This is a genomic window from Pseudomonas sp. Irchel 3H3, from assembly GCF_900187635.1.
In the GTDB taxonomy this organism is placed as follows: Bacteria; Pseudomonadota; Gammaproteobacteria; order Pseudomonadales; family Pseudomonadaceae; genus Aquipseudomonas.
The window spans coordinates 1-24791 of sequence record NZ_FYEC01000008.1 but is presented as its reverse complement, the minus strand read 5'-3'; the positions used below and the strand labels follow the sequence as shown (position 1 = coordinate 24791).

Here is a 24791-nt window from a genome sequence, read left to right as displayed (position 1 = left end):
TTTCATGTCCCTGGAACAGAATTACACCGCGATTCTCGGCCAACTGGGCGAGGACGTGTCCCGCGAGGGCCTGCTCGACACGCCAAAGCGTGCCGCCAAAGCCATGCAGTACCTTTGCCGCGGTTATGAACAGACACTTGAAGAAGTCACCAACGGTGCCTTGTTCAGCTCCGACAACAGCGAAATGGTACTGGTCAAGGACATCGAGCTTTACTCGTTGTGCGAACACCACCTGCTGCCTTTCATCGGCAAGGCGCACGTCGCCTACATTCCGAGTGGCAAGGTACTGGGCCTATCGAAAGTCGCGCGGATCGTCGATATGTACGCCCGCCGCCTGCAGATCCAGGAAAACCTCAGTCGCCAGATCGCCGATGCAGTGCAGCAAGTCACTGGCGCCCTGGGCGTTGCGGTGGTGATCGAGGCCAAGCACATGTGCATGATGATGCGCGGTGTGGAGAAACAGAATTCGTCGATGATCACTTCGGTGATGCTCGGTGAGTTCCGCGAAAATGCGGCCACCCGCAGCGAGTTTCTCAGCCTGATCAAGTAACACGCGGCACCCGGAAAACCGGCGTTCATCGCCGGTTTTTTTTCGTCCGTGAAAAATCAGGTAAGCTGCGCGCCATTCCCATTTGCCCCGTGAGGCTTACATCGTGTTCGTCAAAGCGCTTCGTGTCGGCCTCGGCCAGTTGATCATCTTCATCGACTTCATCACCCGTCCTGGTAAAAAGCAGCGCCCTGCCGCTGCCCAGGCCCAGGTCGAAGCCGCCGCCAAGGGCCTGACCCTGTACCAGTTCCACGCCTGCCCGTTCTGCGTGAAAACCCGCCGCACCCTGCGTCGCCTGAACGTGCCGGTGGCCCTGCGCGATGCCAAGAACAACGAGCAGGACCGCCAGACCCTGCTGGAGCAAGGCGGCAAGATCAAAGTGCCGTGCCTGCGCATCGAAGAGAACGGCCAGACCACCTGGATGTATGAGTCCAAGGTAATCATCGATTACCTGGACCAGCGTTTCGCCGCGGCCTGATCGTTGGGCGCTAGAAACACAAACCCCAGACAAGCATAAACCGGCCCATTGGCCGGTTTATGCTTGTCTAGCTTCCCCTTACGCCGCCTGCCGCGCCTGTCCCTCGCGCACCACCGCCGCTAATCGCTTGAGCCCTTCATCCAGGCGCGCCGGGTCAATGTGGCTGAAATTCAGCCGCAGGTGCCCCAGGTTGCAATCCGGCTCGGGAAAGAACGGTTCCCCCGGCATGAACGCCACATCATTGGCCAGTGCAGCCTTGAGCAAGGTTCGGGTGTCGAGCGGCTGCTTGAGAGTCAGCCAGAAAAACAGACCACCCTGCGGCAGTTCCCAATCCGCCAGCTCGCTGAAATGCCGCTGCAGCGCCGCCTGGAATCCATCGCGCCGAACTCGGTAGAAATCCCTTAATTCGCCCAGGTGATCACGCAGGCGCTCGGTGCCGATCCATTGCAAGGCCTGCCATTGACCAACACGGTTGGTGTGCAGGTCCGCCGACTGCTTGAGCCGTAGCAGATGCGGGAACAGGTCCGGGCTGGCAATCAGGTAGCCGACACGCAAGCCCGGCAACAAGGTCTTGGACACGGTGCCGGTGTAGATCCAACTAGCCCGCTGCAAGCGGCTGACAATCGGCGTGGCGCTGGCGCCATCGAATGTCAGCTCGCGGTACGGCTCATCCTCGATCAGGGTCACGCCGAATTCGTCGAGCAACGCCGCCACGCCATCGCGCTTGGCCTCGCTGTAGCGCACCGCAGAGGGGTTCTGGAAGGTCGGGATCAGGTAGATGAACGCCGGCCGATGTTGCTCCAGGCGCGCCCGCAGCTTCACCAGGTCAGGGCCGTCGGCCTCCAGCGGCACGCTCAGGCAATCGGCACCGAACAGCTGGAAGATTTGCAGAGCAGCCAAGTAGGTCGGCGCCTCGAGCAGGATCTGCGTGCCTTGGTCGATGTACAGCTTGGCCGCCAGGTCGAGGGTCTGTTGTGAGCCGCTGACCACCAACACCTGGTTCGCCTCACAGGGTACGCCGAGGGCACGCGCCTCTGCCGCCAATGCTTCACGCAGCGCCGGCTCGCCTTCACTCATGCCGTATTGGCCCATGGACACCGGCATATCGGCCCACTGCACCTTTGGCAGCATGGCTTCGGCCGGCAGGCCGCCGGCAAACGACATCACTTCCGGGCGCTGGGCCGCGGCGAGGATTTCACGGATCAAGGAACTCTTGAGGCGCGCAACACGTTCGGAAAAAGCCATGGGGGTCACCGGTAGCAAAGGCCAAGGAAATTAAGTCAAACTGGTTGACCGAAATTACGCCAGCCCGGACAGATACGTCAATATGCTTGACCTTAAATCCCAAAGCACCCAGCAAGCCGCCATGGAAGCGTTTTTTTTCGGCTACCAGGCCTTCACTGCCAAAGCCGACGAAATGCTCGAACGCCGAGGCCTCAGCCGGGTGCACCAGCGCATCGTGTTTTTCATCGCCCGCTACCCGAGCTTGAGCGTCAAGCAATTGCTCGCGCTACTGGGCGTCAGCAAACAGGCACTGAACATGCCCTTGCGCCAATTGCTGGAAATGCACCTGGTGGACAGCGTGGCGGCCGTGGACGACAAACGTAAGCGCCTGCTGCAACTGACGACCGAAGGTGTGCGCTTCGAAGCCGCGCTGCGCCGTGAACAGGTGAAGCTGCTCGAGCGCGTGTTTGCCGAGGCAGGTGAAGCGGCGGTAGATGGCTGGCTGGCGGTAAACAAGGCCCTGGGGCAAACCCAAGCGCTCGCAGACTGAGCCCTCAGTCTGGATCCACTGGCGATATATCCCTATCGCCAGATTTTTCGTCGACAAAATCGAAAACATTATTTGCTTTATTTGTATACAAAAGCATAATTCGCTTCGTGCGAGTTCCTGACCAAGCGGTCAACAAATTCGCAAGTGCCTCAAAGAGCCGCTGCCCACCTCTGTGTCCGGCTCTGGAAATAACAATAAAACTCTTGAGGAGTACTCGCTGTGGAAAGCCGCAAATCCGAAGCACCGACGCTGGATCTCTCGCCCCCCGTACGTACCGGCTGGCTGGAGCGCCTGTTTAAACTCAGCGTGCATGGCACCACGGTGAAGACCGAGCTGATCGCCGGCCTGACCACCTTTATCACCATGGCCTACATCATCTTCGTCAACCCGAACATCATGGCCGATGCCGGCATCGATCACGGTGCGGCCTTTGTCGCCACCTGCATCGCCGCAGCGCTGGGTTGCCTGTTGATGGGGCTGTACGCCAACTGGCCAGTGGGCCTGGCGCCGGGCATGGGCTTGAACGCGTTCTTTACCTACACCGTGGTCGGGACCATGGGCTACAACTGGGAAACCGCACTGGGCGCGGTGTTCGTCTCCGGTGTGTTGTTCATGATCCTGACCTTCTCGCGGATCCGCGAATGGCTGCTCAATAGCATTCCGGTGAGCCTGCGTTATGCCATGGGGGCCGGTGTCGGCCTGTTCCTCGGGTTGATCGGCCTGAAGACCGCCGGCATCGTGGTCGACAGCCCGGCTACCCTGATCAAGCTCGGTTCCCTGCGCGAGCCAGGCCCGCTGCTGGCCGCCATCTGCTTCCTGATGATCGCCATCCTCAGCTATCACCGGGTCTTCGGCGCCATCCTCATCAGCATCATCACCGTGACCCTGGCCGGTTGGGGCCTGGGCCTGGTGCACTACGAGGGCATCATGTCCGCTCCGCCGAGCCTGGCGCCGACCTGGATGGCCATGAACGTCGCTGGCGTGTTCAACGTCAGCATGATCAGCGTGGTGCTGGCGTTCCTCTTCGTGCACATGTTCGACACCGCCGGGACCCTGATGGGTGTCGCGCAACGGGCCAACCTGGTGGGTAAGGACGGCAAGATCGAAAACCTCTCCCGCGCCATGAAGGCCGACAGTGCCTCCAGCGTGTTTGGTGCGGTGGTCGGCGTGCCTCCAGTAACCAGCTATGTGGAAAGTGCCGCGGGTGTGGCTGCGGGTGGTCGCACTGGTCTTACCGCGGTGACCGTCGGCGTGCTATTTATTGCCGCAATGTTCTTCGCACCGCTGGCAGGCATGATTCCGGCGTATGCCACCGCCGGTGCATTGATTTATGTGGCGATGCTGATGATGGGCGGCATGGCTCACATCGAGTGGGACGAAGCCACCGACAGCATTCCGGCGATCGTCACCGCGATCATGATGCCCCTGACCTTTTCGGTCGCCGACGGTATCGCGCTGGGCTTTATCACGTACGTGGCCCTGAAGGCCGGTACTGGCAAGTACAAGGAAATATCCGTAAGCCTGTGGGTTCTTTGCGCGATCTTTATCGCCAAGTTCATTTTCTTGTAAGCGTTTCAAGCGTGACCCAGCCTCACCCCGTCGGGTGGGGCTTTTGCACATATGGAGGAAAGTGATGAGTCTGGAAACCTGGCTGCTGTTCAGCGGCGCCGCCCTGGTCGTGATCCTGATCCCGGGCCCCTTGTCGTTATTGATGATCAGCAACAGCCTGAACTACGGTTTGCGCCGCTCTTACCCGGCGTTTCTCGGCGGGGTGTTTGCCTCGATCTGCCTGCTGAGCGCCTCGGCCCTGGGCCTTGGCGCGTTGCTGCTGGCCTCGGAGCAACTGTTCAGCGCGCTGAAGATCGTCGGCGCCCTGTATCTGTTCTACCTCGCCTGGCAGAGCTGGCAGCAGTCCCGGCAACCGGCCCACGCCACTGAAGTGCCCCAGGCGGCCGCTGTGCCGCGCTTTCGCGCACTGTTCGGGCGCGCCTTTGTCCTGGGGGCGAGCAATCCCAAGGACATCCTGTTCTTCGCCGCCTTCCTGCCCCAGTTCCTCAGCGCACAGCAGCCGTTCCTGCCGCAGCTGCTGATCATGATCGTCACCTGGACCCTGCTCGACCTGTGCTGCAAGCTGGCCTACGGCCTTGGCGCCCATGGTGCCGCGCGCTACCTGCGCAGCGGCAAGGGGCAAAGCTGGTTCAACCGGATCAGCGCCGGCTTGTTCAGTGGCGCGGGCGCGGCTTCCCTGTTGAGCCGCTAAAAGCATCGCGGGCAAGCCCTGCTCCTGCAGGATTTGCATCACCCTGCAAAACCGTAGGAGCAGGGCTTGCCCGCGATGGCGTCCATACAGGCGCCACACTTTTCCCGGGACGAAAAAAAGCCCGCAGTGTGAGCGGGCGAAGGACCAAAGAAGCCTTTTGCGCAGATTCTTGGGGGATCTAGCTTCCTCTGTAGGTCGAATAGCTGTACGGCGAAATCAGCAACGGTACATGGTAGTGATCCTGCTCGGCCGAGATGCCGAAACGCAGTACCACCACATCCAGGAACGCCGGCTCCGGCAGTTGGACACCGCGGGCGCGGTAGTAGTCGCCGGCATGAAACTGCAACTGATAGACCCCGGACCGGTAGTCATCGCCTTGCAACAAGGGCGCATCACAACGGCCATCGCTGTTGGTCAGTGCGCTGGCGACCAATTCCAGCTGCGAACCCTCAACGCGGTACAACTCGACCTTGATCGAGCTGCCCGGGCAACCGTGTGCTGCATCCAAAACGTGTGTAGTCAAACGTCCCATTGATTCTGCGCGCCTGCCCGCGTGTACGGCAGTCAGGCCTCGCGCCTCCCGAAGTCAGTTGAAAAGGAGACCGCACCCTTTCGGAGCACGAAAAGTTGCGGCGAGCAGCTGATTAAGACACTTTCAATAAAAATTGTACACAATAATAATGACTTTTTATCCCAAGCTTCCTGACCTGCCCGCCTCGCCTGGTTTATCCGCAAAACCACAGCCAATCAAGACCTCTCATCCATAAGTTGACCAGTCAGGCAGGTTTCTTGCAGTAGCACTGGAAGATGACAGTTGATGAAAAATGGAAAAAATCAGGCTTACAAAGCGCACATAAAGTTGTATACAATCACTCCATCGCTGTGACGCCAGCCTGTCATCTCACCATCAGGCCGCCACACCACCCCTTATCGCGAATAAGCAAACTCGAATAAGAAGGAAGACTGCAGTGAGCGCTGACTACCCACGCGACCTGATCGGTTACGGCAGTAACCCTCCCCACCCACACTGGCCGGGCAATGCCCGCATCGCTTTGTCCTTCGTGCTCAACTACGAAGAAGGCGGCGAGCGCAACATCCTGCACGGCGACAAAGAATCGGAAGCCTTCCTTTCGGAAATGGTCTCGGCGCAGCCGCTGCAGGGCGAGCGCAACATGAGCATGGAGTCCTTGTACGAGTATGGCAGCCGTGTCGGCGTCTGGCGGATTCTCAAGCTGTTCAAGGAATTCGACATTCCGCTGACCGTCTTCGCCGTGGCCATGGCCGCCCAGCGCCACCCGGACGTGATCCGCGCGATGGTCGAGGCCGGCCACGAGATCTGCAGCCACGGCTATCGCTGGATCGACTACCAGTACATGGACGAAGCGCAAGAGCGCGAGCACATGCTCGAAGCCATCCGCATCCTCACTGAAATCACCGGCGAGCGCCCATTGGGCTGGTACACCGGCCGCACCGGCCCGAACACCCGGCGACTGGTGATGGAAGAAGGCGGTTTCCTCTACGACTGCGACACCTACGACGACGACCTGCCCTACTGGGAACCGAACAACCCGACCGGCAAGCCGCACCTGGTGATCCCCTACACCCTGGACACCAACGACATGCGTTTCACCCAGGTCCAGGGTTTCAACAAGGGCGACGACTTCTTCGAATACCTCAAGGATGCGTTTGACGTGCTCTACGCCGAAGGCGCCGAGGCGCCGAAGATGCTGTCGATCGGCCTGCACTGTCGCCTGATCGGCCGTCCGGCGCGCCTGGCTTCGCTCAAGCGCTTTATCGAATACGCTAAAAGTCATGAACAGGTGTGGTTCAGCCGCCGCGTCGACATCGCTCGCCACTGGCAACAAACCCACCCGTACCAAGGGGCGTCGAAATGACCACCTTTCAAACGCTGAAACCCTCGAGCCTGAGCCGTGACGCCTTCGTCAGCGCTTTCGCCGATATCTACGAACATTCGCCATGGGTGGCCGAAAAGGCCTTCGACCTGGGCCAGGACGCTTCGATCGACGAGATCGAAACCCTGCACCAGCGCATGAGCGACATCCTGTTGAGCGCCGATCACGCAAGCCAGCTTGCGTTGATCAACGCTCACCCGGACCTGGCCGGCAAAGCTGCCGTCCAGGGCCAACTGACCGAAGCCAGCACCAATGAACAAGCCGGCGCCGGTATTCACCAATGCACGGCCGAAGAGTTTTCTCGCTTCACCGAGCTGAACGACGCCTACAAAGCCAAGTTCAAGTTTCCCTTCATCATGGCGGTAAAAGGCAGCAACCGGCATCAGATCCTCGCAGCGTTCGAAACACGCATCCACAACCCGGTCGACACCGAGTTCAAGTGCGCGTTGGCGCAGATCAACAAGATCGCGTTGTTCCGATTACTGACCCTATAGCAATCCCGGCCCAGACTGGCTCATGAACGCCGAGACAGCCCCGGGGCCTGGCAAGCATCCCAAGCCAACTAATTAAAGGCAGACAAGAAGAATGAAAGCTTACGCCGTACCTTTCGAGAAGTTCGTCAACCTGGCCGACGCCCGCCTGGGCACCAAGATCATCTCGGTCACCGATGACTGGTTTGCCGACGCCAACCGTCTGTTCCAGCCGACCCCGGCCGTATGGAAGGAGGGCGTTTTCGATGACAACGGCAAGTGGATGGACGGCTGGGAGTCGCGCCGCAAGCGCTTCGAAGGCTACGACAGCGCTGTGATCCGCCTGGGTGTACCGGGTTCGATCAAGGGTGTGGACATCGACACTTCATTCTTCACCGGCAACTTCCCGCCATCGGCCTCCCTGGAAGCCTGCTTCCTGACCTCCGGTGAGCCGGACGCAAACACCCAATGGACCGAAGTCCTGTCGGCTGTCGAGCTGCAGGGCAATAGCCACCATTTCCACGAAATCAACAACGACCAGTCGTTCAGCCACCTGCGTTTCAACATCTACCCTGATGGTGGCGTGGCCCGTCTGCGTGTGTACGGCATTCCGTTCCGCGACTGGTCGGCCGTTGGCGACAACGAGCAGGTTGACCTGGCTGCTGCCTTGAATGGCGGTCGTGCCCTGGCCTGCTCCGATGAACACTTCGGCCGCATGAGCAACATCCTCAACCCAGGCCGCGGGATCAACATGGGCGATGGCTGGGAAACTGCCCGTCGTCGCACACCTGGCAATGACTGGGTGATCGTCGCCCTGGGCCACCCGGGCGAGATCGAGAAAATTGTCGTCGACACCCTGCACTTCAAGGGCAACTACCCAGACACTTGCTCGATCCAGGGCGCGTTCGTCAAGGGCGGTACCGACAGCCAGATCGAAACCCAGTCGTTGTTCTGGCGCGAACTGTTGCCGGCACAGAAACTGGAAATGCACGCCGAACACACCTTCGCCGAGCAGATCAAGGCCCTGGGCCCGATCACCCACATCCGCCTGAACGTATTCCCGGATGGTGGTGTGAGCCGCCTGCGTGTACTGGGCAAGGTAGCTAAATAAGCGTCGCCCCTAATCGCGGGCAAGCCCGCTCCCACAAGGAATGGTGGTGTACACACAACCTGTGGGAGCTGGCTTGCCAGCGATGACGATAGAACCAACAACACAGAATCCGGATAAGAAGAACAGCATGCGCACATTGACGATTGAACCGCTGACCAAAGAAGCCTTCGCCCCTTTCGGTGACGTAATCGAAACCGACGGCAGCGATCACTTCATGATCAACAACGGTTCGACCATGCGCTTCCATAAACTGGCGACGGTGGAAACCGCCAAGCCAGAAGACAACGCGATCATCAGCATTTTCCGCGCCGACGCGCAGGACATGCCGCTGACCGTTTGCATGCTGGAGCGTCACCCGTTGGGCAGCCAGGCTTTCATTCCGCTGCTCGGCAACCCCTTTCTGATCGTGGTCGCGCCCGTTGGCGATGAACCTGTATCAGGCTTGGTCCGCGCCTTCGTCACCAACGGCAGGCAGGGCATTAATTACCATCGCGGCGTCTGGCACCACCCGGTGCTGACGATCGAAAAGCGGGATGACTTCCTGGTGGTTGATCGCAGTGGCACAGGCAATAACTGCGATGAGCATTTTTTCAAAGAGGATCAACGCTTGATCCTTGCCCCCCACCAATAAGAGAAGGTCTGATCACTCGACGACAGAGTGACAGGCGAGAGGTAAAGACTGTGGAAGCACATCTGTTCGAATGGCTGAACCTGAGCGTGCGCTGGGTTCACATGATCACTGGCGTCGCCTGGATCGGCGCGTCGTTCTATTTTGTCTGGCTGGAAAACAACCTCAATCGGGTCAACCCGAAGAACGGTCTGGCGGGCGATCTCTGGGCGATTCACGGTGGCGGGATCTACCACCTGGAGAAATACAAACTGGCTCCACCGACCATGCCGGACAACCTGCACTGGTTCAAGTGGGAGGCCTACTTCACTTGGTTGTCGGGGATCGCGCTGCTGTGCGTGGTGTTCTACTCCAACCCGACCCTGTACCTGTTGGCACCTGGCAGCAGCCTGAGCGGCCCTGAAGGGGTTCTGCTGGGCATCGGTTCGCTGTTCGCCGGCTGGTTCATCTACTCCTTCCTGTGCGACTCGGCCCTGGGCAAACGCCCTGCCCTGTTGGGTTTCATCCTGTTCGTCCTGATCATCGGCGCGGCCTACGGCTTCAGCAAAGTGTTCAGCGGCCGGGGTGCTTACCTGCACGTGGGCGCCATCATCGGCACCATCATGGTCGGTAACGTGTTCCGCATCATCATGCCGGCACAACGGGCACTGGTGGCGGCGATCGCCGAGAACCGCACCCCGGACCCGGCCCTGCCGGCCAAGGGCCTGCTGCGTTCGCGACACAACAACTACTTCACCTTGCCTGTGCTGTTCATCATGATCAGCAACCACTTCCCGAGCACCTACGGCAGCCAGTACAACTGGTTGATCCTGGCCGGGATCGCGGTGCTGGCGGTGTTGGTGCGTCACTACTTCAACACCCGCCACGACAGCCACAAGTTCGCCTGGACCCTGCCAGTCGCGGCCGTAGGCATGATCAGCCTGGCGTACGTTACCGGCCCCGCGCCGATGACCAGCCCGGAAGTGGCCAAGGCCCCCGCGCAGATCCAGTACCAGCCGCTGCCGGAAACCGCCGTCGGTGGTGGTGCGAAACCGGCCGATGCCACGCCAGCCGCTGCACCTGCAGCCCCGGCCCAGGCAGCCAATACCGGTCCTGGCTTTGACAAGGTGCACAGTGTGATCCAGGAACGCTGCGCGGTCTGTCACTCGGCCAAGCCCACCAGCCCGCTGTTCAGTGCCGCCCCGGGCGGCGTGATGTTCGACACCCCCGAGCAGATCCGCCAGAACGCCCCGCGCATTCAAGCCCAGGCAGTCACCACGCAGATCATGCCACTGGGCAACATCACCCAGATGACCCAGCAGGAACGTGACCTGATCGGCGCCTGGATCGTGCAGGGAGCCCAGACCAATTAAGTAGCGAAAAGCATCGCTGGCAAGCCAGCTCCCACAAGGATCACCTGAATCCTGTGGGAACTGGCTTGCCAGCGATTGGCCGCGCCGCGGTCCTCCCTGCTGCACAAAATCACAAGAATAAAAAAGATCCGAGGTGTTGCATGTCCGTGTCATCCGAAGCGCGCATCCCCGACGCACCCGCTATCGCGCGCCTGCCGTTGTTGCAACTGATCCTGGTAGGTCTGCAACACGTTCTGTTGATGTACGGCGGCGCCATTGCGGTGCCGTTGATCATCGGACAGGCCGCTGGCCTGAGTCGTGAAGAAATCGCCTTTCTGATCAATGCCGACCTGCTGGTCGCCGGGATCGCCACCATCGTCCAGTCAATGGGCATCGGCCCCATGGGCATTCGCATGCCGGTGATGATGGGCGCCAGCTTCGCGGCGGTCGGCAGCATGGTGGCCATGGCCGGCATGCCCGGCATCGGCTTGCAAGGCATCTTCGGCGCGACCATTGCCGCAGGGTTCTTCGGCATGCTGATCGCACCGTTCATGTCCAAGGTGGTGCGTTTCTTCCCGCCTCTGGTGACCGGTACCGTCATCACTTCGATCGGTTTGTCACTGTTCCCCGTCGCGGTGAACTGGGCAGGCGGCGGCAGTTCCGCCGCACAATTCGGTTCCCCCATCTACCTCGCCATCGCCGCCCTGGTGCTGGGCACCATCTTGTTGGTACACCGCTTCATGCGCGGGTTCTGGGTCAACATTTCGGTGCTGATCGGCATGACCCTGGGCTACATCCTCTGTGGCCTTTTGGGCATGGTCGACCTCAGCGGCATGACCCAGGCGCCCTGGCTGCAGATCGTCACGCCGCTGCACTTCGGCATGCCCAAGTTTGAATTGGCGCCAATCCTGTCGATGTGCCTGGTGGTGGTGATCATCTTCGTCGAGTCCACCGGGATGTTCCTGGCGCTGGGCAAGATCACCGGCCAGGAAGTCTGCCCGCGCATGCTGCGTCGCGGCTTGCTGTGTGATGCCGGCGCCTCATTCTTCGCCGGCTTCCTCAACACCTTCACCCACTCCTCGTTTGCCCAGAACATTGGCCTGGTGCAGATGACTGGCGTGCGTTGCCGCTCGGTCACCATCGTTGCCGGGGGGTTGCTGATCCTCCTGAGCCTGCTGCCCAAGGCCGCGTTCCTAGTGGCCTCGATCCCGCCGGCAGTGCTGGGCGGCGCGGCCATCGCCATGTTCGGCATGGTCGCGGCCACCGGGATCAAGATCCTCCAGGAAGCCGACATCGCCGACCGGCGCAATCAATTGCTGGTCGCGGTGAGTATCGGCATGGGCCTGATCCCGGTGGTCCGGCCGGAATTCTTCGCCCACCTGCCCCTGTGGATGAGCCCGATCACCCACAGCGGCATTGCCATGGCCACCCTCAGCGCGCTGACGCTGAATCTGTTGTTCAACATCCTGGGTGGCAGCGAACGGGCTGCCATCAACGATTGCGCCGCTCACCCGCACTGATGCAAACGCAACATCCCCTGTAGGCGCTGGCTGCCAGCGCCTACAGGGTTGGCGGCTGCCTGCAAGAGCAAAAATAAAAACAAAAAGGGAGCAACAGATGATTCGTACACACACAAGCCTACTGTTGGGCACCAGCCTGTTGGCCGCGAGCCAGGCCATGGCCGGCGACCTGCTGCTGTGGCAAACCAACAGCCTGAGCTACCTGTACGGCAAGAATTTCGCGATCAACCCATCGATCCAGCAGACCGTGACCTTCGAGCACGCTGACCGCTGGAAGTACGGCGACACCTTTCTGTTCGTCGACAAGATCTTCTACAACGGCAAGGAAGACCCCAACAAAGGCCCCCACAGCTTTTACGGCGAGTTCAGCCCACGCCTGTCGGCAGGCAAGATCTTCGACCAGAAACTGCAATTAGGTCCGATCAAGGACGTATTGCTGGCCATGACCTATGAGTACGGCGAAGGCGAAAGCGAAGCCTACCTGATTGGCCCCGGCTTCGACCTGGCGGTGCCCGGGTTCAACTACGTGACCCTGAACTTCTACCGACGCCAGACCGAAGGGCCGCGCCCAGGTGACGGGGTCTGGCAGATCACCCCGACCTGGTCCTACACCATTCCCGCCGGCCGCTCCGACGTGCTGATCGACGGCTACCTCGACTGGGTCGTGGACAACGACCAGAACTCACGCGGCACCTATCACGCCAACCTGCACCTCAACCCGCAGATCAAGTACGACCTGGGCAAGGCCCTCAATGGCCCGGCCAAACAGATCTACGTCGGGGCCGAGTACAGCTACTGGAAAAACAAGTACGGCATCGAGGACAACGCCAATCTGGACACCAACCAGAACACCGCCAGCCTGCTGATCAAGGTGCACTTCTAGAATGGCCCGCAACGGTGCCCCAGGTTTGATACCGGTGCGCTGTTGCGGGGCGCTTGAGCCGTGGCGCGGGAGCCAGTATTCTCCGCGGCCGTCTGAATCCGGTATAAAAAAAAGCCCGGATTTAATTCCTGACCAGAAAGCCAACTTATCCCGGCCCTGGACGGTCACGAGGCTAGACAGACAAAAGCCCAATGGACGCTTGATCGACTGTTTTCGAACAGCCGACCAGGCGTTTTTTGCCTTTTTAAATGCCTTGGCCCAGCTCTTGCTAAGAGCTGTAAAGCTGACCGATTGGATGGTTTTTGCAGCACTGAAAAAAGGCGCCACACCAGAGCGCCGTCAAAAAAAACGTGGAACACCTACTTTGGGAGCAACCGAATGAAACGTACGTGCACTAGCCTGATGCTCGCCGGATCCTTGCTGGCAGGGGGCCAGGCCATGGCCGGCGATCTGCTGCAGTGGCAGAACAACAGCCTGACCTATCTCTACGGCAAAGACTTTCAAGTCAACCCGCGCATCCAGCAGACCGTGACCTTCGAGCACGCCGACGCCTGGAAGTACGGCGACAACTTCTTCTTTATCGACAAGATCTTCTACAACGGCAAAGAAGATGCCTTCGCCGGTGAGAACACCCACTACGGTGAGCTCCAGCCGCGCCTGTCATTCAACAAGATCTTCGACCAGAAGTTCGAGTTTGGCCCAATCAAGGACGTGCTGCTGGCCATGACCTACGAGTTTGGCGAAGACGACACCGAGTCCTACCTGATCGGTCCGGGCTTCGACCTGGCCATTCCAGGCTTCGACTACTTCCAGCTGAACTTCTACAACCGCCACACTGAAGGCGACCGTCCGGGTGACGATGTCTGGCAGATCACCCCTGTGTGGTCCTACACCATCCCTGTCGGCGGCTCCGATGTGCTGATCGACGGTTTCATGGACTGGGTGGTCGACAACGACGTCAACAGCAAAGGCGAATACCACGCCAACCTGCACTTCAACCCACAGGTCAAATACGACCTGGGCAAGGCCTTGAATCTGGGCGAGAAGCAGTTGTACGTCGGTGTCGAGTACGACTACTGGAAAAACAAGTACGGGATTGAAGACAGCCAGGGCTTCAAGACCGATCAGAGCGTGACCAGCTTCCTGGTCAAGGTGCACTTCTGAGTCTGGACTGACCAACCGGCATCACCCTTCACCCGCCAACGCGCATCGTAGGCGGGTGAAGGGCGATGCCTGTCAGGCCGGAATCACCGGCTCCCGCACCCCAAGAAACCGACACAATTCCTCCCGCTTGGCCAAGGCATCGCGCCGGCCGAGTTCGATCAGCTCGCTGCAGTATCCCGCCTCGAACAGCAGGTAACTCAACACCCCTGCCCCGCTAGTCTTGGTTGCCCCTGGGCCGCGCAGGAACAGGCGCAGTGCCGCCGGCAATTCCTGACGATGGCGTGCGGCGATCTCGTCGATCGGCTGGCTCGGCGCAATCACCAGCACCTCTACCGGCGCCACACCCAGGGCGCGGGTTGGTGTGCCATCGGGCAGCAAGTGGCTGAACTGGTTCAGGCGTTGCAGCAACTCGATGTCGCTTTCCAGGCTGTCAATGAAGGTGCTGTTGAGCATGTGCCCGCCGATCTGCGCCAAGGACGGCTGCTGGCCGGTGTAGGTGCGCAGGGAGGTGTCGGGATCGACGCCGCGCGGGTTGCCACTGACACCCACTACCAGCACCCGGCTCGCCCCCAGGTGCAACGCCGGGCTGATCGGCGCCGACTGGCGTACCGCGCCATCGCCGAAGTACTCATTGCCGATTTTCACCGGCGCAAACAACAGGGGAATGGCCGAACTGGCCAACAGGTGCTCGACGCTCAACCGGGTCGGCACGCCGATGCGCCGGTGCCGCAGCCAGGGGTCGATGCTGCGACCGCCCTGATAAAAGGTTACCGCCTGTCCGGATTCATAGCCAAAGGCGGTGACGGCCACAGCGTGCAGTTGTTTTTGCGCGATGGCCTGATCGATCCCCGACAGGTCCAGCCTGGTGTGGAGCAGATCACTCAAGGGCGAGCTGTTGAGCAGCGCCACCGGCACCTTGGCGCCGATCCCCAGCAGACTGTGGGTGACAAAACGACTGGCCTGGCTAATCACACCGGGCCAGTCGCTGCGCAGCACCTGATGGCTGCGAAAGCCCTGCCAGAACGCGGTCAGGCGTTCGATGGCGGCCGTGAAGTCCATGGCCCCTGCGGCCAGGCTGACCGCATTGACTGCCCCAGCCGAGGTGCCGACGATTACCGGGAACGGATTGGCCGCGCCGGCCGGCAACAGTTGCGCGATGGCCGCCAATACGCCTACCTGGTACGCCGCCCGAGCCCCGCCGCCGGAAAGAATCAAGCCTGTCACCGGTTCAGCCGAACTCATCGCCACACTCCCTGGTGCTGGTTATTGACGGTAGGCCGTCGCGGGCTCAACCACGCTTGTCGTAGAGTTTCGGCTCGCCCGGCGGCCGGCTCTTGAAGCGCCGGTGCGCCCACAGGTACTGCTCGGGGCAGGCGCTGACGGCGCTTTCGATCCACTGGTTGATGCGGATGCAGTCGGCTTCGTCGCTGGCCCCCGGGAAATTGCTGAACGGCGGGTGGATCACCAGGCGGTAACCGCTGCCATCGGCCAGGCGTTCCTGGGTGAACGGCACCACCAGCGCCTTGCCCAGCTTGGCAAACTTGCTGGTGGCCGGCACCGTGGCCGCGAGAATGCCAAACAACGGCACAAAGATACTTTGCTTGGCGCCGTAGTCCTGGTCCGGTGCATACCAGATCGCCCGGCCTGCGCGCAGCAGCTTGAACATGCCACGCACGTCCTCGCGCTCGATGGCCAGGGAGTCGAGGTTATGCCGCTCGCGGCCACGACGCTGGATGAAATCGAATAGCGGGTTCTTGTGCTCGCGGTACATGCCATCGATGGTGTGTTGCTGGCCCAGCAGCGCCGCGCCGACTTCCAGGGTGGTGAAGTGCAAGGCCATCAGGATCACGCCCTGGCCATCGCGCTGGGCCTGCTTGAGATGCTCCAGGCCTTCGATATGGGACAGGCGCGCCAGGCGCTCGCGTGGCCACCACCAACTCATGGCCATTTCAAAGAAGGCAATGCCGGTGGAGGCGAAGTTTTCCTTGAGCAGACGTTTGCGTTCGTCGGGAGTTTTCTCGGGAAAACACAGCTCAAGGTTACGTTTGGCGATGCGCCGACGGTCGCTGGCGACCCGATACATGCCGGCCCCCAGCACACGACCAATGCGCAACAGCCACGAATACGGCAACTGGACAACCAGCCACAGCAGCCCTAGACCGCACCATAGCGGCCAAAAACGTGGCGAAAGAAATGCAGCTCGAAATTGCGGGCGATCCATTAACGATTCCGGACGGACAACAAGGTCGCGCATTCTACATCGGTTCGACCCTGCTTGCGGGCTGCGGGCGTTCTCGTTATAAGTCTCGGCACTTTTAGTGACAAGCCGTTGTATGCCAACCATGAGCCAAACCGAACTGCTAGACCAAGATCCCGTGTTCCAGTTGAAGGGCAGCATGCTCGCCATTACGGTGCTGGAGCTGGCCCGCAATGACCTGGAAATCCTCGACCGGCAGCTGGCTGCAAAGGTAGCTCTGGCACCTAATTTCTTCAGCAACGCCCCGCTGGTGCTGGCCCTGGACAAGCTACCGGCCAGTGAAGGCTCGGTGGACCTGCCGGCCCTGATGCGCGTATGCCGCCACCATGGCCTGCGCACCCTGGCCATCCGCGCCAGCCGTATCGAGGACATTGCCGCGGCCATTGCCGTCGACCTGCCGGTGTTGCCACCGTCGGGGGCCCGCGAGCGCGCACTCGAGCCGCTGGAAGGTGAAGTGCGCAAAAAACCGGAAAAACCACCGGAGCCGAGCATCAAGCCGACGCGCATCATCACTTCGCCAGTACGTGGCGGCCAGCAGATCTACGCCCAGGGCAGCGACCTGGTGGTGGTGTCCTCGGTCAGCCCCGGGGCGGAACTTCTGGCCGATGGCAACATCCATGTATACGGGCCGATGCGCGGTCGTGCGCTGGCCGGGGTCAAAGGCGACACCAAGGCACGGATTTTCTGCCAGCAAATGAGCGCTGAACTGCTGTCCATCGCCGGTCATTACAAGGTTTCCGAAGATCTTCGTCGCGACCCGCTCTGGGGGGCCGGCGTACAAGTCAGCCTGTCGGGCGACGTGTTGAACATCATTCGGCTTTAACGGATACTGCCGCATTTTCCAAGCATCTCTAAAACGTAGTGAAAACGGCTCAAACGAAGTAGGAAAATGGCGTAGAGCGGTGTTTACCGGAGGTAAACCCTGCCCCAGGCCCGATTCCAGCCAAGGCTGTCCGACTGCAGTAGTTTTCAAGAGATGTTTTTCGGGGCTAAAAGTCCTTTTTCCTTAGGGGTGAAACACCTTGGCCAAGATTCTCGTGGTTACATCCGGCAAGGGTGGTGTGGGTAAGACCACCACCAGCGCCGCTATCGGTACCGGCCTCGCTCTGCGTGGTCACAAAACAGTCATCGTCGACTTCGACGTCGGCCTGCGTAACCTCGACCTGATCATGGGTTGCGAGCGTCGTGTGGTGTATGACTTCGTCAATGTGGTCAATGGCGAAGCCAACCTGCAGCAGGCCCTGATCAAGGACAAGCGCCTTGAGAACCTCTACGTCCTGGCAGCCAGTCAGACCCGCGACAAAGACGCGCTGACCGTCGAAGGCGTGGAAAAGGTGCTGATGGCACTCAAGGAAGATTTCGAATTCGTGGTCTGCGACTCCCCGGCGGGCATCGAGAAAGGCGCCCACCTGGCCATGTACTTCGCTGATGAAGCGATTGTCGTGACCAACCCGGAAGTGTCCTCGGTACGTGACTCGGACCGCATGCTGGGCCTGCTGGCCAGCAAATCGCGACGCGCCGAAAACGGCGAAGACCCGATCAAGGAACACCTGCTGTTGACTCGCTACAACCCTGAGCGCGTCAGCAACGGCGAAATGCTTGGCGTCGAAGACGTCAAGGAGATTCTGGCCGTCACCCTGCTTGGCGTGATTCCAGAGTCGCAAGCCGTACTCAAGGCTTCCAACCAAGGCGTGCCAGTGATTCTCGACGACCAGAGCGACGCCGGTAAGGCGTACAGCGATGCCGTCGATCGTCTGTTGGGCAAAACCGTGGAACACCGGTTCCTTGATGTTGAGAAGAAGGGATTCTTCGAGCGCCTTTTTGGAGGTAGATAATGAATCTTTTTGACTTCTTTCGCGCCAGCAAAAAAACCAGCACCGCGTCGGTAGCGAAAGAGCGTCTGCAGATCATCGTGGCGCATGAACGCGGCCAGCGCAGCACCCCTGACTACCTGCCAGCCTTGCAAAAGGAACTGGTCGAGGTGATCCGCAAGTACGTCAATATCGGGTCCGACGACGTGCATGTCGCACTGGAAAACCAGGGCAGCTGCTCGATCCTGGAACTCAATATCACCCTGCCAGATCGCTGAGTCGATCCGGCTGGAGCCACGGCGGCTCAGGTCCCCCAGGTTTGCTGGAGGGGCCTGAGTCGCCGTTGGCGTTTGTTACGAGGCTGTTTTAATGCCGTTGTCCAATATCCACATCCTCCACCAGGACGCCGCTGTCCTGGTGGTGAACAAGCCTACCCTGCTGCTCTCGGTGCCTGGCCGCGCCGACGACAACAAGGACTGCCTGATTACTCGCCTGCAGGAAAACGGCTACCCGGAAGCGCGTATCGTCCATCGACTGGACTGGGAAACCTCGGGGATCATCCTGCTGGCCCGCGACCCGGATACCCATCGCGAACTGTCTCGGCAATTTCACGACCGTGAAACCGAAAAAGCCTACACGGCGCTGTGCTGGGGCCAACCGGAACTGGACAGTGGCAGTATCGATCTGCCGCTGCGCTACGACCCACCGACCAAACCACGCCACGTGGTCGACCACGAGTTCGGCAAACATGCGCTGACCTTCTGGCGCGTGCTGGAGCGCTGTGGTGACTGGTGCCGGGTGGAGCTGACGCCGATTACCGGTCGCTCGCACCAATTGCGCGTGCACATGCTCTCCATCGGCCATCCGCTGTTGGGCGACGGGCTGTACGCCCACCCCCAAGCCCTGGCGGCGTATCCTCGGCTGTGCCTGCACGCCAGCATGCTGAGCTTTACCCACCCGCAAAGTGGTGAACGCCTGCGCTTTGAGTGCCCGGCACCCTTTTGAGCGCCTTGAAGCCCTTTCAAGCAACCCGTCGAAACCTGAAGGACGCCTGGACCGATGACGCCTGACTCCCCACAACCGTCGACGCCCCTTGAGAAAGCGCCGCAGCAGTTGCTCTATCTGGTCTACGGCGACAAGGACGTGTACCGGCGCGAAGCCAAGTTCAGCATCCTCACGGCGCTGGCCCAACTGAAAAAGGCCGAGCCGCTGTGCATCCGCGTCCTCACCGATCGCCCGCAGGACTACGCCGGCTGGCCGGTCGAAACCATCGCCCTGAGCGATGAGATCATGACCGCCTGGCAGGGCAGCAACGGCTATCACCACCGGCGCAAGGCCTGCGCCATTGCCTACGGCCTGACGCTGGCGCACAAGACCCTGTTCGTCGACACCGACACGCTGTTCCTCGACAACCCCCTGCGGGTGTTCGAGCACATTGGCCCCGGCCAGTACGTGATGGATCGCTTCGAGTACGACTGGCGCACTGTCTGCGAACGCGCGGACTACCTCAAGCTGGGCACTTGCCTGCAAGCCCACGGGGTCACGCCTGACAACGGGTTCAAGCTGTACAACAGTGGCCTGTGTGGCGTCACCGACAGCGATAGCCCCTTGCTTGAACGCAGCATCGAGTTGATCGACGAGTGGACCCGCGATGGGTTCGATATCCACACCATCGAACAGATCGCCCTGTCCTTCGCCATGCGCGACAAGCCGGTGCATGAAGCCAACCGCTACATCTACCACTACTTCGCCGAGAAGGGCTTTTTCCATGCCATGCAAAAGCACTTCTTCAGCCTGCATGGCGAACGCTTCCGCGCCGAACTGCCCACGCTGTGCACCGAGGTGCCCCGCTGCAAACCGATCCCCTCGCCGTGGCAGCGCCTGCGCATCAAGTGGAAGCTGCGCAACAAGCGTGGTGCGGTGAAAAAGGTCGGCCGTGCGTTGCTCTATGGCAGTGCCGCCCCCGAGCACCCGTACTACGAAGTGTGTCGTCATGAATGGTGGGAGTCGGCTTCGCGGGAGATTCTGCGTTGGGACGAAGGCACGCGAAAGCAGTTCTTCGGCCCCGACCAGGGACGCTGGCCGAAACACCTGCCCAAGCCGGCAAAGTCGGCGGACGAACAAACCATCATTGCCTACCTGCGCAAGCGTTTGGCACATTGATCCCGTGTCGCGAGTCGATTGCCGTGCGCCACACGCACTTGCCCAATGCGTGTGGCCAATACGTTAAACTCGCGGCACTGCTGTCTGGAGCTACTTATGCGCGAAGAGTTGAACCAAGGCCTGATCGACTTCCTCAAGGCCTCCCCTACCCCCTTTCATGCCACTGCCAGCCTGGTCCAGCGCCTGGAAGCGGCGGGCTATCAGCGCCTTGACGAGCGCGAGTCCTGGACTACCGAAGCCAACGGTCGTTACTACGTAACCCGTAACGACTCCTCGATCGTGGCCATCAAGCTGGGCCGCAACTCGCCGCTGTACGACGGCATTCGCATGGTCGGCGCCCATACCGATAGCCCGTGCCTGCGGGTCAAACCGCAACCTGAACTGCAACGCCAGGGGTTCTGGCAACTGGGCGTCGAAGTCTATGGCGGCGCGCTGCTTGCCCCCTGGTTCGACCGCGACCTGTCGCTGGCCGGACGCGTGACCTTCCGCCGCGACGGCAAGGTCGAAAGCCAGTTGATCGACTTCAAGGCGCCGATCGCCACCATTCCCAACCTGGCCATTCACCTCAACCGTGAGGCCAACCTGGGCTGGGCGATCAACGCGCAGACCGAACTGCCGCCGATCCTCGCGCAATTTGCCGGTGACGAGCGCGTCGATTTCCGCGCCGTGCTCACCAACCAACTGGCCCTGGAACACGGCCTGAATGCCGACGTGGTGCTGGACTACGAGTTGAGCTTCTACGACACCCAAAGTGCTGCGGTGATTGGCCTGCACGGCGATTTCATTGCCGGTGCGCGCCTGGACAACCTGCTGTCGTGCTACGCCGGCCTGCAAGCGCTGCTGAGCGCCGAGACTGACGAGACCTGCGTGTTTGTCGCCAACGACCACGAAGAAGTCGGCTCCTGCTCGGCCTGCGGTGCCGACGGCCCGATGCTGGAGCAGACCCTGCGCCGCCTGCTGCCCGAAGGTGAGGAGTTCGTGCGCACCATCCAGAAATCCCTGTTGATCTCGGCCGACAATGCCCACGGCGTGCACCCCAACTACGCCGACAAGCACGACGCCAACCATGGCCCGAAACTCAATGCCGGCCCGGTGATCAAGGTCAACAGCAACCAGCGCTACGCCACCAACAGTGAAACCGCCGGTTTCTTCCGCCACCTGTGCATGGCCGAAGAAGTACCCGTGCAGAGCTTCGTGGTGCGCAGTGACATGGGTTGCGGCTCGACCATCGGCCCGATCACCGCCAGCCACCTGGGCGTGCGAACCGTGGACATCGGCCTGCCGACGTTCGCCATGCACTCGATCCGCGAACTGTGCGGCAGCCACGACCTGGTGCACCTGGTCAAAGTGCTGAGCGCGTTCTACGCCTGCCGCGAATTGCCATGACCCGTCACGGCGAGGGTGCTGGTGCCCTCGCCGCGAATTGCCCTGGCGTTGACATTCATCACGCCCGTTGACGCAAAAGCCACCTAAACTTAAACCTGTACCTTTCTAAGGCTGTCGCCATGATCTCGATGTCTTTGTTCAACTCCATGCTCATTCCGATCCTGTCGGGGATGATCCTGCTGGCCATCGGCTTCAACTTTCGCGACAAGAACGCCGGCGTGTTCTCGATGTGGATCGGCATGCTGGTGATTCTCGCCACCGTGGTCATCAAGATCCTCGCCAAGCTCAACGAATAAAAGCACCCGCCACGCTCGCATTGGCTTTGCCCCGCTCGTACACTCGGTCAACCTGCACCTGTTGAGGTTGACCGCCTAGTGTTTGCTCGCCTGTTCGCCCTGCCGTCCACGTTGTTCATTTGCCTGCTGCTGTTGCTGCCCGTGGCGTCGGCCCAGGCGGTCGGCTTGCCGAGCCTGCTCGGCAGCTCCAGCAAAACCCAGCCGCAAGCGAACGAGCCGTTGGGGCAATCGCTGGACGAAGTGATCAAGTCGCTGGAAAACGACCAGCAACGGGCCAAGCTGCTGGCCGACCTGAAAAAACTGCGCGACGCCACGAAAAAGGCCCAGCCACCCGCGGAAGAAGGCGTGCTGGGCCTGATCGGCGGCACCCTGTCGAGCCTGGAAAAACAACTCACCGGCGCCGACAGCCCGATCACCCGCTGGAGCGCCGAATTTGACCAGGCCAAGGAAGAATTCAGCAGCCTGATGCTGCCGGCGAGCGAGTGGCTGCCGATCATCTTTGGCTTTGCCGTGGTGCTGATGCTCTGGAGCCTGCTCGCCGCGGCCCTGATCTGGCTCAGCCACCGCTTGCGCATGCGCTTCGGCCTGACCGAAGAGCTGCCACAACATCCCCGGACCTGGGACCTGGTGCGCTTCGCCCTGCGCAAGCTCGGGCCCTGGCTGATCGCCCTGGTGATCACCGTCTACATGAGCTACGCCCTGCCGCCCTCCCTGGGCAAGTACCTGGCGATGGTGCTGGCCTATGCACTGGTCGTGGGGACCTGCTTCTCGGCAGTCTGCGTGATTGCCTTTTCCCTGCTCGATGGTCCGCACCGCCACCGCGCGTTGTACATCCTGCGGCACCAGGCCTTCCGCCCGCTGTGGCTGATCGGCAGCTTTGCCGCATTCGGCGAAGCCTTGAACGACCCAAGGCTGGTGGCCAGCCTGGGGATTCACCTGGCCCACGCCACCGCCACCGTGGCCAATGTACTGGCCGCCCTGTCTACCGGCCTGTTCATCCTGCGTTTCCGTCGTCCCATCGCGCACCTGATCCGCAACCAGCCGCTGTCGCGACGCCTGACCCGCCGCGCCCTCAGCGACACGATCGAGATCCTCGGTACCTTCTGGTACCTGCCAGCCCTGGTGCTGGTGGGCATCTCCCTGTTTGCCACCTTCGTCTCGGCAGGCGACACCAGCACCGCCCTGCGCCAGGCGCTGATCTGCACCGTGCTGCTGGTGGTGTGCATGGTCATCAACGGCCTGGTTCGCCGGCATTCCCTCAAGCCGCAACGCGGGGCCAAGCGCCACGCGCTGTACTCCGAACGCCTCAAGAGCTTCTGCTACACCCTGGTGCACCTGGCGATTTGGCTGGTGTTCATCGAACTGGGCCTGCGGGTCTGGGGCATGTCGCTGATCCGCTTCACCGAAGGCGAAGGCCATGACGTGAGCGTCAAATTGTTCAGCCTGGCCGGCACCCTGATTTTCGCCTGGTTGATCTGGATCCTCAGCGACACCGCCGTGCACCACGCCCTCACCCGCTCGCGCAAAGGCCTGGCCAATGCCCGTGCGCAGACCATGATGCCGCTGATTCGCAACGTGCTGTTCGTGGCGATTTTCATCATCGCGCTGATCGTCGCCCTGGCCAACATGGGCATGAACGTCACCCCGCTGCTGGCCGGTGCCGGCGTCATCGGCCTGGCCATTGGTTTTGGTGCGCAGTCGCTGGTGGCCGACCTGATCACCGGGCTGTTCATCATCATCGAGGACTCCCTGGCCATCGACGACTACGTCGACGTCGGCGGCCACCTGGGCACTGTCGAAGGCCTGACCATCCGCACCGTACGCCTGCGGGACATCGACGGCATCGTCCACACCATCCCGTTCAGCGAAATCAAAAGCATCAAGAACTACTCGCGCGAGTTCGGCTACGCCATCTTCCGCGTGGCGGTGCCCTACAACATGGAAATCGACGAAGCGATCAAACTGATGCGCGACGTCGGCCAGAAAATCCGTAACGATCCGCTGCAACGCCGCAACATCTGGTCGCCGCTGGAGATCCAGGGCGTCGAGAGTTTCGAGTCCGGCAGTGCGATCCTGCGCGCCCGGTTCAAGACCGCACCAATCAAGCAGTGGGAAGTGTCACGGGCGTTCAACCTGTCGCTCAAGCGCCATATGGACGAGGCCGGCCTGGACCTGGCGACGCCACGCATGGGCGTCCAGGTGATTACCCCGGGAGGGGGGACCGAGAAGGATTGATGGTGCCTGACATGCCGCTAGCCCGCGATGGGCGTAGGTATCTACACAGCTTTGTGGCGGCCTGTGGGCCTACCGGAGGTGTTGGATTCGGCCGAGTACATATCCATTTTTGCGGTAACGGCCTCCTATGGTTCCGCTTTTACAGCGGCTCACTTTTGGAGGAGCCCAAAAGTAAGCAAAAGGCTCTTGCCCCACCACTCGGCACCCTCGCTTAGGCTCGGTGTGCCCTCACGCAGGCTTGAATCCGTGGGCCGCCGCCACGCGCCATCCATGGCGCGGGGCGGCTAACCCGGCGTCCTGCCGGGTTACCCACGGCTTCAAGCCTGCGTTCGGCCAGCGTGGTTAACGGGGCGCCCAGGATCAAAAGCCAGAGCCAAAGCAAAAGCCAGAGCCAGAGCCAGAGCCAGAGCCAGAGCCAGAGCCAGAGCCAGAGCCAGAGCCAGAGCCAGAGCCAGAGCCAGAGCCAGAGCCAGAGCCAGAGCCAGAGCCAGAGCCAGAGCCAGAGCCAGATCAAAAGATTGCTGACTTCGTCAGCGTCTTAGGAAGTAGAAGCTACACCGCGCA

Annotated in this window: 26 protein-coding genes; 22 read left to right on the top strand and 4 right to left on the bottom strand. The window is 61.0% G+C overall.

Going from position 1 to position 24791, the window contains the following annotated elements:
* Nucleotides 1-4 precede the first annotated feature (4 nt).
* Nucleotides 5-550: a GTP cyclohydrolase I FolE gene (folE, locus tag CKW24_RS11335; protein ID WP_003204506.1), complete on the top strand. Its 546-nt coding sequence runs from the start codon at nucleotides 5-7 to the stop codon at nucleotides 548-550.
* 103 nt (nucleotides 551-653) lie between these two features.
* Entirely contained in the window at nucleotides 654-1025 is a 372-nt protein-coding gene (locus tag CKW24_RS11330; protein WP_095167949.1) for a glutathione S-transferase N-terminal domain-containing protein, read from the top strand.
* Between the two features lie 78 nt (nucleotides 1026-1103).
* On the opposite strand, the gene CKW24_RS11325 is transcribed toward CKW24_RS11330, so the two are convergent.
* Entirely contained in the window at nucleotides 1104-2270 is a 1167-nt protein-coding gene (locus tag CKW24_RS11325; RefSeq protein ID WP_095167947.1) for a PLP-dependent aminotransferase family protein, read from the bottom strand.
* Nucleotides 2271-2352: 82 nt separating this feature from the next.
* Between CKW24_RS11325 and CKW24_RS11320 the strand changes: the two genes are divergently transcribed.
* The 3 genes from CKW24_RS11320 to CKW24_RS11310 all read left to right on the top strand — a co-directional run bounded on the left by CKW24_RS11320 (nucleotide 2353) and on the right by CKW24_RS11310 (nucleotide 5059).
* A complete protein-coding gene (locus tag CKW24_RS11320) occupies nucleotides 2353-2799 on the top strand; it encodes a MarR family winged helix-turn-helix transcriptional regulator (protein ID WP_095167945.1) in 447 nt (148 codons plus the stop codon).
* A gap of 219 nt (nucleotides 2800-3018) precedes the next feature.
* On the top strand, nucleotides 3019-4368 hold the full coding sequence (locus CKW24_RS11315) for an NCS2 family permease (RefSeq protein WP_095167943.1): 1350 nt from the start codon (nucleotides 3019-3021) through the stop codon (nucleotides 4366-4368).
* A 64-nt stretch (nucleotides 4369-4432) separates the two neighbouring features.
* The gene (locus CKW24_RS11310; RefSeq protein ID WP_095167942.1) at nucleotides 4433-5059 is read left to right on the top strand and encodes a LysE family translocator; all 627 of its coding nucleotides are present in this window, start codon (nucleotides 4433-4435) and stop codon (nucleotides 5057-5059) included.
* A gap of 178 nt (nucleotides 5060-5237) precedes the next feature.
* Here the strand turns inward: CKW24_RS11310 and uraH are convergent, their stop codons facing one another.
* A complete protein-coding gene (gene uraH / locus CKW24_RS11305; protein ID WP_095078352.1) occupies nucleotides 5238-5591 on the bottom strand; it encodes a hydroxyisourate hydrolase in 354 nt (117 codons plus the stop codon).
* A 436-nt stretch (nucleotides 5592-6027) separates the two neighbouring features.
* Here uraH and puuE point away from each other — a divergent pair, with 436 nt between their 5' ends.
* The 9 genes from puuE to CKW24_RS11265 all read left to right on the top strand — a co-directional run bounded on the left by puuE (nucleotide 6028) and on the right by CKW24_RS11265 (nucleotide 14079).
* Nucleotides 6028-6954, top strand: a complete 927-nt coding sequence (gene puuE, locus CKW24_RS11300; RefSeq protein WP_095167940.1) for an allantoinase PuuE — start codon at nucleotides 6028-6030, stop codon at nucleotides 6952-6954.
* Nucleotides 6951-7466 carry a 2-oxo-4-hydroxy-4-carboxy-5-ureidoimidazoline decarboxylase gene (gene uraD, locus CKW24_RS11295; RefSeq protein WP_095167938.1) on the top strand — a complete coding sequence of 172 codons (516 nt, stop codon included), beginning with the start codon at nucleotides 6951-6953 and terminating at the stop codon, nucleotides 7464-7466. The genes puuE and uraD overlap by 4 nt, the downstream gene beginning before the upstream one ends.
* Before the next feature lie 91 nt (nucleotides 7467-7557).
* The gene (alc, locus tag CKW24_RS11290) at nucleotides 7558-8553 is read left to right on the top strand and encodes an allantoicase (protein WP_095167936.1); all 996 of its coding nucleotides are present in this window, start codon (nucleotides 7558-7560) and stop codon (nucleotides 8551-8553) included.
* Between the two features lie 127 nt (nucleotides 8554-8680).
* Nucleotides 8681-9184: an ureidoglycolate lyase gene (locus tag CKW24_RS11285; protein WP_095167934.1), complete on the top strand. Its 504-nt coding sequence runs from the start codon at nucleotides 8681-8683 to the stop codon at nucleotides 9182-9184.
* Nucleotides 9185-9234: 50 nt separating this feature from the next.
* Complete coding sequence (locus CKW24_RS11280; protein ID WP_095167932.1) at nucleotides 9235-10533, top strand: urate hydroxylase PuuD; 1299 nt, start codon at nucleotides 9235-9237, stop codon at nucleotides 10531-10533.
* 140 nt (nucleotides 10534-10673) lie between these two features.
* Nucleotides 10674-12032: a nucleobase:cation symporter-2 family protein gene (locus CKW24_RS11275; protein ID WP_095167931.1), complete on the top strand. Its 1359-nt coding sequence runs from the start codon at nucleotides 10674-10676 to the stop codon at nucleotides 12030-12032.
* 97 nt (nucleotides 12033-12129) lie between these two features.
* Nucleotides 12130-12915 (top strand): outer membrane protein OmpK, encoded by a 786-nt coding sequence (locus CKW24_RS11270; RefSeq protein ID WP_095167929.1) that lies wholly within the window; start codon nucleotides 12130-12132, stop codon nucleotides 12913-12915.
* A 1-nt stretch (nucleotide 12916) separates the two neighbouring features.
* Nucleotides 12917-13297: a hypothetical protein gene (locus CKW24_RS27835; protein WP_143501178.1), complete on the top strand. Its 381-nt coding sequence runs from the start codon at nucleotides 12917-12919 to the stop codon at nucleotides 13295-13297.
* The gene (locus CKW24_RS11265; protein ID WP_095167928.1) at nucleotides 13294-14079 is read left to right on the top strand and encodes an outer membrane protein OmpK; all 786 of its coding nucleotides are present in this window, start codon (nucleotides 13294-13296) and stop codon (nucleotides 14077-14079) included. The genes CKW24_RS27835 and CKW24_RS11265 overlap by 4 nt, the downstream gene beginning before the upstream one ends.
* A gap of 72 nt (nucleotides 14080-14151) precedes the next feature.
* Here the strand turns inward: CKW24_RS11265 and CKW24_RS11260 are convergent, their stop codons facing one another.
* Nucleotides 14152-15321: a patatin-like phospholipase family protein gene (locus tag CKW24_RS11260; protein ID WP_095167926.1), complete on the bottom strand. Its 1170-nt coding sequence runs from the start codon at nucleotides 15319-15321 to the stop codon at nucleotides 14152-14154.
* A 46-nt stretch (nucleotides 15322-15367) separates the two neighbouring features.
* A complete protein-coding gene (locus tag CKW24_RS11255) occupies nucleotides 15368-16300 on the bottom strand; it encodes a lipid A biosynthesis lauroyl acyltransferase (RefSeq protein ID WP_095167924.1) in 933 nt (310 codons plus the stop codon).
* A 121-nt stretch (nucleotides 16301-16421) separates the two neighbouring features.
* On the opposite strand from CKW24_RS11255, the gene minC reads away from it, so the two are divergent.
* The 8 genes from minC (at nucleotide 16422) to CKW24_RS11220 (ending at nucleotide 24227) form a co-directional block, all read left to right on the top strand.
* Entirely contained in the window at nucleotides 16422-17159 is a 738-nt protein-coding gene (gene minC / locus CKW24_RS11250; protein WP_095167923.1) for a septum site-determining protein MinC, read from the top strand.
* A gap of 199 nt (nucleotides 17160-17358) precedes the next feature.
* Nucleotides 17359-18171 carry a septum site-determining protein MinD gene (gene minD / locus CKW24_RS11245; RefSeq protein ID WP_095167921.1) on the top strand — a complete coding sequence of 271 codons (813 nt, stop codon included), beginning with the start codon at nucleotides 17359-17361 and terminating at the stop codon, nucleotides 18169-18171.
* Nucleotides 18171-18425 carry a cell division topological specificity factor MinE gene (gene minE, locus CKW24_RS11240; protein WP_095167919.1) on the top strand — a complete coding sequence of 85 codons (255 nt, stop codon included), beginning with the start codon at nucleotides 18171-18173 and terminating at the stop codon, nucleotides 18423-18425. The genes minD and minE overlap by 1 nt, the downstream gene beginning before the upstream one ends.
* Nucleotides 18426-18516: 91 nt before the next feature.
* Complete coding sequence (locus tag CKW24_RS11235; RefSeq protein ID WP_027620023.1) at nucleotides 18517-19152, top strand: RluA family pseudouridine synthase; 636 nt, start codon at nucleotides 18517-18519, stop codon at nucleotides 19150-19152.
* Nucleotides 19153-19206: 54 nt separating this feature from the next.
* The gene (locus CKW24_RS11230; protein ID WP_095167917.1) at nucleotides 19207-20310 is read left to right on the top strand and encodes a hypothetical protein; all 1104 of its coding nucleotides are present in this window, start codon (nucleotides 19207-19209) and stop codon (nucleotides 20308-20310) included.
* A gap of 96 nt (nucleotides 20311-20406) precedes the next feature.
* On the top strand, nucleotides 20407-21696 hold the full coding sequence (locus CKW24_RS11225) for a M18 family aminopeptidase (protein WP_095167916.1): 1290 nt from the start codon (nucleotides 20407-20409) through the stop codon (nucleotides 21694-21696).
* A gap of 119 nt (nucleotides 21697-21815) precedes the next feature.
* A complete protein-coding gene (locus CKW24_RS28245) occupies nucleotides 21816-21992 on the top strand; it encodes a hypothetical protein (protein ID WP_174244590.1) in 177 nt (58 codons plus the stop codon).
* Between the two features lie 78 nt (nucleotides 21993-22070).
* The gene (locus CKW24_RS11220) at nucleotides 22071-24227 is read left to right on the top strand and encodes a mechanosensitive ion channel family protein (protein ID WP_095167914.1); all 2157 of its coding nucleotides are present in this window, start codon (nucleotides 22071-22073) and stop codon (nucleotides 24225-24227) included.
* The last annotated feature ends 564 nt before the right edge of the window (nucleotides 24228-24791 follow it).